This window comes from Pseudanabaena biceps PCC 7429 (assembly GCF_000332215.1).
GTDB lineage: Bacteria > Cyanobacteriota > Cyanobacteriia > Pseudanabaenales > Pseudanabaenaceae > Pseudanabaena > Pseudanabaena biceps.
Genome location: NZ_ALWB01000262.1, coordinates 1 through 7332 on the forward strand (window position 1 = coordinate 1; position 7332 = coordinate 7332).

General features: G+C 43.9%; 7 protein-coding genes. 3 read left to right on the plus strand and 4 right to left on the minus strand.

The window, feature by feature from the left end:
- Positions 1–333: 333 nt before the first annotated feature.
- The 4 genes from PSE7429_RS24705 to PSE7429_RS20240 form a co-directional block, all read right to left on the minus strand.
- A complete protein-coding gene (locus PSE7429_RS24705; protein ID WP_071590184.1) occupies positions 334–444 on the minus strand; it encodes a photosystem I reaction center subunit VIII in 111 nt (36 codons plus the stop codon).
- Between the two features lie 108 nt (positions 445–552).
- Entirely contained in the window at positions 553–1026 is a 474-nt protein-coding gene (locus tag PSE7429_RS20230) for a photosystem I reaction center subunit XI (RefSeq protein WP_009629213.1), read from the minus strand.
- A gap of 271 nt (positions 1027–1297) precedes the next feature.
- Entirely contained in the window at positions 1298–1966 is a 669-nt protein-coding gene (gene nth, locus PSE7429_RS20235) for an endonuclease III (RefSeq protein WP_009629214.1), read from the minus strand.
- 205 nt (positions 1967–2171) lie between these two features.
- Positions 2172–2843 carry a response regulator transcription factor gene (locus PSE7429_RS20240; protein ID WP_009629215.1) on the minus strand — a complete coding sequence of 224 codons (672 nt, stop codon included), beginning with the start codon at positions 2841–2843 and terminating at the stop codon, positions 2172–2174.
- Positions 2844–2846: 3 nt separating this feature from the next.
- Here PSE7429_RS20240 and PSE7429_RS26420 point away from each other — a divergent pair, with 3 nt between their 5' ends.
- The 3 genes from PSE7429_RS26420 to PSE7429_RS20250 all read left to right on the plus strand — a co-directional run bounded on the left by PSE7429_RS26420 (position 2847) and on the right by PSE7429_RS20250 (position 7050).
- Positions 2847–2987, plus strand: a complete 141-nt coding sequence (locus PSE7429_RS26420; protein WP_158467661.1) for a hypothetical protein — start codon at positions 2847–2849, stop codon at positions 2985–2987.
- A 504-nt stretch (positions 2988–3491) separates the two neighbouring features.
- Positions 3492–4229: a phycobilisome rod-core linker polypeptide gene (locus tag PSE7429_RS20245; RefSeq protein WP_009629216.1), complete on the plus strand. Its 738-nt coding sequence runs from the start codon at positions 3492–3494 to the stop codon at positions 4227–4229.
- 139 nt (positions 4230–4368) lie between these two features.
- Complete coding sequence (locus PSE7429_RS20250; RefSeq protein WP_009629217.1) at positions 4369–7050, plus strand: PAS domain S-box protein; 2682 nt, start codon at positions 4369–4371, stop codon at positions 7048–7050.
- Positions 7051–7332: the final 282 nt, after the last annotated feature.

A 7332-nucleotide genomic window follows, 5' to 3' on the forward strand; every position in this document is an offset into this window, starting at 1 on the left:
CTTTTCATTCTCTTGGATTTGCCCAGTTCTCCATTCTCTGGGTTACTTTTTCCTGCTCTTTTTCTGATTAGCTTAATCAACTTAGTCTAAACTCCAGTTACTTAGCTTTTATACCAAAACTAAAAATGGCATAGCCATTTTTAGTTTTGGTATTACACAAAAGATGGGATTGGACATAAAAAATAGGAGCGTACTACGCTCCTATTTTTATTTTCGGAGCGATCGCCCCGAATTTATGGGATATGTAATTAAGAATAAAATACGAAGGACGAGTTGATAATTTGGGAATTAGGAAGACATCCTAATTTGCAAATGGGATAAATTGAATTCCCGTTAGTTCTCGATGTAGTTGAGAAGTAGACCCATCGTGGCGATCGGGAGGATTACACCAATGAGAGGTACGAAAATGAATGAAACGTAGTAGTGAGCGTAGTATCCAGTCATGGTTGTGGTTGTCCTTGAATAAGATATAAATTTTAAAGGCAGGGGGATTTGGCGCAAATTATTGGCGTAAATTAATTTAACTTTGGCGAGCCCAAAGTCAAGATTAGCTTAAGACCAAAGTAAACCAAGGAACTTCTGCATTGGCTCAAGGTAGTTGAGGAAGTATGCAAACGCAGCACCACCAGCACCACCAAGCAAGAAGCTGCTAGCGAATTCGCTCCAACCAGCAGGGGTATTCAATTCCGCAGGAGCTTCTAGGGCTGAGCTAGACTGTAGTTTGGTAACAGTTTGACCATGCAGCGACAAACCAACGGTCAATAGGACTACGGCGGCAACGGTTGCCAATAGACCTGCAAGGCTTCCCAATTCGGTATTTCTCAAAGGACCAAGCAAAGCAAAAGGTCCATAGATGAAATAACCATGCGCCATACCGATTTCTAGACCACGACGGCTAGCCGATAGTCCTGGACGGTAAGCGGGGAGATTACCGATGAATGCCTTGACGATCGCTGAATCGCTAACTGGTGTAGACAAATTCCCTAGTTGGGGATCGTTCTTGAAGGGTTTTACAAAATCTGTCATAAGTCTTTATTAAGTTAAAGATTGCAGGGAGAATTTTGTCTTCATTTTAGGGAATAAGCGCGGATGTCACTGCATAAAGGGGGAGTATCTTTAGAAAACTTCACAGATTTCAACCTACTATTAAGCAGTTAAGCATAATTAAAAACCAAAACCAGAGAGCGTACCGCCCGCGTAGCAGGCGGTACGCTCTTCTAGGTTTTAAGTTTACTTATGCTTAGCTACCTTAATTTAAGTAAAAGCCTCAATAAAAGATTAGTGGCACTTTGCGCCACTAATCTTTTATTGAGGCTTTTGGTGCAGAAGGACATAAATCGGCAAGTTCACAGCGATCGCAAGCAGGCTTGCGGGCATTACAGATGGCGCGACCGTGGTAAATAATGCGGATCGACCAATTTTCCCAGTCACGTTGGGGCAACATTGCCATGAGGTCGCGTTCGACCTTGAGTGGTTCTTCAAATTTTGTGAGCCCCAATCTCTTGGTAAGTCGCTTGACATGGGTATCAACGGTCACGCCTGCATTAATCCCATAGGCATGAGCTAAAACCACATTAGCGGTCTTCCTAGCCACTCCTGCTAACTTAAGGAGACTATCCATCGTATTCGGTACTTTGCCATCAAAGTCGCGGACGATCATTTCACAGGCACTTCTAATATTTTTAGCTTTATTGCGATAAAAGCCCGTGGAATGGACTAATTCCATCAGCTCATCAAGATCGGCATTGGCTAAGGCGATCGCATCAGGAAATCTTGCGAATAGTTTCGGAGTGACCATATTCACTCGCTCGTCTGTGCATTGCGCAGAAAGAATTACCGCCACCAAAAGCTGTACGGGGGTTTCGTAATCCAGCGAACAAGTCGCATTTGGATAAAGACGTTTGAGGCGAATCAGAATTTCGTTAGCCCGAATTTTTTTAGATGACCGCTTCGTAATAATGCCCAATGGAGATACCTTCCTTGAGAGACTACTGGAAGAAACGTAATTAGCTTAAGAAACGTAATTAGTTTTAGTAAGCTCGCAATACTTAATAATACTTAATGTGATAGCTGTCGCCAAGTATAGCAACATAAGGTTTGCTTAGGATACAAAGATGAGTGGCGGCGCGAAGCGCCGCCACTCATCTTTTATCCTAAGCTCTGTTCTTTGTTTAATGATTGAGCCGATAGCCCATGCTGTGCACAGTCTCGATCAAGTCTTCCTTGGCTCCTGCGGCTCTTAACTTTTGGCGTAATCCGCGAATATGAACTTTCACGGTATGTTCTTCTGGTGGAGACTCCAAAGACCAAACTCGCTCGATCATGACACTGCGGCTTAATACCCGCCGACCATTTCGTAATAGCAATTCTAAAAGGGCATATTCCTTTGGGGTTAAATGGATGGGATTGTCTCCATAGACTACTTCGCAGGTACTGGGATTAAGCTGTAATTCCCCCCATTCCAAAATTGGCGAGCCACTCAAATTTCCTCGGCGCAAGAGCGCACGAATCCGCGCAAAGAGTTTTTGTAAATCGACGGGTTTAACAATATAGTCGTCGGCTCCCACATCTAGCCCATTAATCTCATAATCGATCGTGTCACAGGCTGTCAGCATGAGGATGGGTAAGCGATAACCATGCGATCGCAGGCGGTGACAGAGACTAAGCCCATCTAGCTCTGGCAACATCAAATCAAGCAAGAGCAAATCATAATCCATGGACTTAATATGCTGCCACCCAGTTTCTCCATCTGTCGCGATGTCAACCACATAACGCTCGTCAATTAGGGCTTCTGCCAAAGTTTCGGCAAGACGTATATCATCTTCAACTAAAAGAATCCTCATATCATGGATTTTGGGGGCAGCGATCGAACTGTCATGATTTTACAAAAGGTTGTCTCCAAACTTACCGATCGCCATGATGAAAGTTGTTATAGAGGGATGCGGCGCAAAGCGCCACATCCCTCTGTCCGATTTTTTCGATTTTGATTTTGTCTTACAGCACTTTGCGCTCAAATCCAAACTAAGGAAATTTTTGAAAGTGTTGCAAAATAACACTTTCAAAAATTTCCTTATGGTTCTTCCGAGCAAAAATTGCTGCTAGTTACTCCCTTCCCACTCAAGAAATAGATATATAAAACCAAGAAATAGCGGTGCGGGGCTTTGCCCCGCACCGCTATTTCTTGACTGGAAAGGGAATAACTAGCAGCAGCCTATACCACAGATTGCAGTTATCTATTTCAAATAAATACAACGAAATATCAAGATTTATTTATTTGAAGCAATCTTTCCGTTTTCTTTACAATTTACTGACCTGTTTCCTTACTTTTGGCATGGGAATATCTAAGGCTAAGTAGCTAAGCATAAGTAAACTTAAAATCTAGACGAGCGTACCGCCCGCATAGCGGGCGGTACGCTCTCTGATTTTGGTTTTTTATGCTGAACTACTTAGAAGCATTTTAGAAAAATTAATTCCCTTTAAAAATCACCTATATGGCAATCTCTCTTTTAGAGTACAACCCCCTATCTCAAAATCAGCGTGTTTCAGGATTTGAAATCCCTAATGACGATCTTCCTCGGATTTATACTACGGATAATCTTCTCACTGACACTGAGTTAGATACGTTAATGATGGCAGCCTATCGCCAAATCTACAACGAACAACAGATGCTATCCAGCCACCGTCAATTATGTTTAGAATCGCAATTATGTGCGGGGCAAATTACGGTTAGAGGTTTCATCCGTGGTTTACTACTGTCTGATTCTTTTAGAAGACTAGTTTTTGAATGTAACAATAACTATCGCTTTGTGGAGATCTGCATTCAGCGGGTTTTGGGGCGCAATGTCTATAGCGATCGCGAAAAGATTACTTGGTCAATTGTGATTGCCACTAAGGGAATCGAAGCCTTTATTGATGCATTACTCGGTAGCGATGAATATCTCAACAATTTTGGCGATAGTATCGTTCCCTATCAGCGTCGTCGGATTTTACCCAGCCGGAATAAAGGAGAAGTGACCTTTGCCCATACAACCCGTTATGGAGCTGACTATCGCGATCGCTTGCCCAAGCAAGTCTTTAAGGGAAATAAAGGTGCGGCAAGGCTAGATTATCTCCGTTGGGAATGGCAAAAGAGCCAACCTGCCATCATCGGTAAAATTGGAGCTGGCTTTGTATATGCTGGGGCGGGATTTGTCGGTATATTGATCTTGGCAGTTTTCTTAGGCTTTTAATTTCTGCCTAGCCAAGAATTAGTGTGGTGGCGCTTCGCGCCGCCATTTCTAATCCTTCACTGGGAAGGGAGTAATAAGGTTTTGGATTTTTCATCTCGCCTACTTTTCATTCCGCCGACTAAGTAGTTCAGTGTTGATTATGACCAGTTTTTTTGTGATTGGAACTTGCTTTAGTTTGCTTTTTGTATTGGCAATTGCCACCTTTTTTGTAAAAGAAAGAAAACGCCGCCATCGCACAGAGAAATTACTAATACAGCAAAGCGATCGCGAGCGACTGGTCACCCAAATAGCTCTCCAAATTCGTCAATCCCTTGATCTTGATCGCGTCCTATCCACGACGGTAAGAGAGGTGCAACGATTTTTACAGGCGGATCGCGTCTTGATATATCGCCTGTGGTCAGATGGAACGGGCAGTGCGATTCATGAAACAGTCTTACCACCCTATCCCAGCATTCTGGGGCAGGTATTTCCTGAAGAGGTCTTTCCTGCGCCATATCATCGCGCCTATTCTCTGGGTAAAATTCTGACGATCGCTAATGTCGAACAATGTGAAATGGAAGTTTGCTTGAGAGACTTCGTGAAGCAATTTGGGGTGAGAGCAAAATTAGTAGTGCCCATCATTCAAGAAAATCGCGATCGCTCACAAGCTAAGTCACAGGATGGGGGCAGACTCGATCTCAATCAGACAGACTCTTCAGATCCCCATCTTTGGGGTATATTGATCGCCCATCAATGCAGCCAATCGCGGACTTGGGAACCTCTCGAAGTGGAATTAATGAAGCAACTTGCCACTCAGGTAGCGATCGCTATTCAACAATCAGAGCTTTACAAACAACTTCAAGAAATTAATACCCAACTGGAACAAAGGGTTCAACAACGGACAACAGAACTTGCTAGCGTTAATACTTCCCTTCGGGCGGAGATTCTCGAACGACAACGAACGGAAATCGCCCTAAGACATACTAATGAGACCTTACAGGCTTTGGTTAATGCATCGCCTCGCGCAATTTTTATGCTGGATCTAGAGGGAAAAGTTAAAATTTGGAACCCCGCAGCCGAGCAAATGTTTGGCTGGAAGGAGGCGGAGGTAATCAACCAGCCTAGTCCGATTCGTTTAGACGATCAATTGGATGATTGTTTGGGGGATTGCACTACTCTGCAAAATAGCGTTCTCCAAGGCAAGACCTATACGAGAGTAGAACTGTCTCGCCCTAAAAAGGATGGTTCGGAAATCGATATCATTTTTTCGGCGGCTCCCTTGACTGACGTTAACGAACAGATCGGCGGAATTGTTGCGGTGATTGCGGATATCACTGAGCAGAAGCGACAGGCTGAACAAGTGCGCTTATTACAGTCAGTCGTCGTCAATACCAATGATGCGGTAATCGTCACAGAAGCGGAAAACATCGATGCTCCAGGACCTCGGATTCTCTATGTCAACGAAGCCTTTACCCGCATCACAGGCTATCAACCCCATGAAGTTCTCGGAAAAACACCTCGGATCTTGCAGGGTGTAAAGACCGATCGCGCAGAATTACAAAAAGTTCGCAAAGCTCTTTTAGCTTGGGAATCCGTCACCGTTGAAGTAATTAACTATCGTAAAGATGGCTCAGAGTTTTGGAATGAATTTAGTCTCGTTCCCGTCGCTAATTCTAAGGGTTGGTACACGCACTGGATTGCTGTGCAACGCGATACAACTGAGCGAAAACAAGTCGAACAGGCTCTACGCCATAGCGAGCAAAGCTTCCGATCGCTGATCGAAAATGCCCTAGACATTATCATGATCATTGAACCAAGTGGGACTATCAGTTATGTCAGTCCTTCCGTCGAAAAAGTCTTAGGTTATAGTGTTGCCGAGATGGTCGGCGCAAAGATACAGGATTTCGTTCATGGCGATGATTGGATGATTACGCGCGATCGCCTTACCAATATCGCCCCCCATCCTGACCTACAGCGTCAGATCGAGTTTCGCCATCGCCATCAAGATGGAACTTGGCGAATTCTGGAAGCTATCAGTCAGCCATTTGTGGATAGTGCTGATACGCTCCTTGTCATGGTCAATGCTCGCGATATTACCGAACGCAAACGACTCGATGAAACTCGCCTAGCTCTGGAACGCGAAAAAGAACTCAGCACCCTAAAAACTCGATTTTTCTCAATGGCATCCCATGAATTTCGTACGCCTCTAAGTACGGCTCTAGCGGCTGCACAGGTACTCGAAAACTCTCCCCATGAGTGGGACAATACCGAGAAACGCTTGCGGAACTTACATCGAATTCAAGATGCAGTTAGGAATATGGTGCAGCTCCTTGATGATATCTTGACGATCAATCGTGCTGAGACAGGGAAATTAGCTTTTAATCCGAAATCCCTATCCCTTGAAGCCTATTGTCGGCATTTTGTTGAGGAAATGCAACTTAATGCAGGCAATCATCACCACCTAACCTTCAACTGTCAAGGTGATTCTCAAAATGTCTATCTCGATGAAAAATTATGGCGATCGCTTCTTGCTAATTTACTCTCTAATGCCATTAAATACTCACCGCAGGGCGGTGATATTTCTCTCGATCTAGAGTTTCAAATGGATCACATAATTCTCACGGTCGCAGATCGAGGTATTGGCATTCCCCTAGAGGATCAAAAGCAATTATTTGAACCATTCCATCGAGGTAAAAATGTGAAAACGATATCTGGTACTGGTTTAGGACTTGTTGTTGTCAAGAAATGTGTAGATTTGCATCAAGGAACGATTGAGATCAAGAGTGAAGTGGGATTGGGCACAATTTGCAGAATTGCGATTCCCATGCAATTTTATAATTAAGTAGCTAGGCATAATTAAAAACCAAAACCAGAGAGCGTACCGCCCGCGTAGCGGGCGGTACGCTCTGCTAGGTTTTAAGTTTACTTATGCCTAGCTACTTAGCTCAGCATATGACTTTGTTGGGCAATGGTCAGTTAATGGGGGATGAATTCTGAAATACCCATTTTATGCCAACAAAAAAGCGCAAATATGTCGATCACGCTTTAGCTAACCAGTGCCAATGTTAACGTCAGTTCGGGTTAAGCTGGCAAATTTTAAAAGCCCAAAAGTAAAAGCCTTGCG

Bases quoted from the DNA above. Each gene is read 5' to 3' on its own strand.
- PSE7429_RS24705 (WP_071590184.1), bottom strand. From the start codon at position 444: ATGACTGGATACTACGCTCACTACTACGTTTCATTCATTTTCGTACCT.
- PSE7429_RS20230 (WP_009629213.1), bottom strand. From the start codon at position 1,026: ATGACAGATTTTGTAAAACCCTTCAAGAACGATCCCCAACTAGGGAAT.
- PSE7429_RS20240 (WP_009629215.1), bottom strand. From the start codon at position 2,843: ATGAGGATTCTTTTAGTTGAAGATGATATACGTCTTGCCGAAACTTTG.
- PSE7429_RS26420 (WP_158467661.1), top strand. From the start codon at position 2,847: ATGGATTTTGGGGGCAGCGATCGAACTGTCATGATTTTACAAAAGGTT.
- PSE7429_RS20245 (WP_009629216.1), top strand. From the start codon at position 3,492: ATGGCAATCTCTCTTTTAGAGTACAACCCCCTATCTCAAAATCAGCGT.
- PSE7429_RS20250 (WP_009629217.1), top strand. From the start codon at position 4,369: ATGACCAGTTTTTTTGTGATTGGAACTTGCTTTAGTTTGCTTTTTGTA.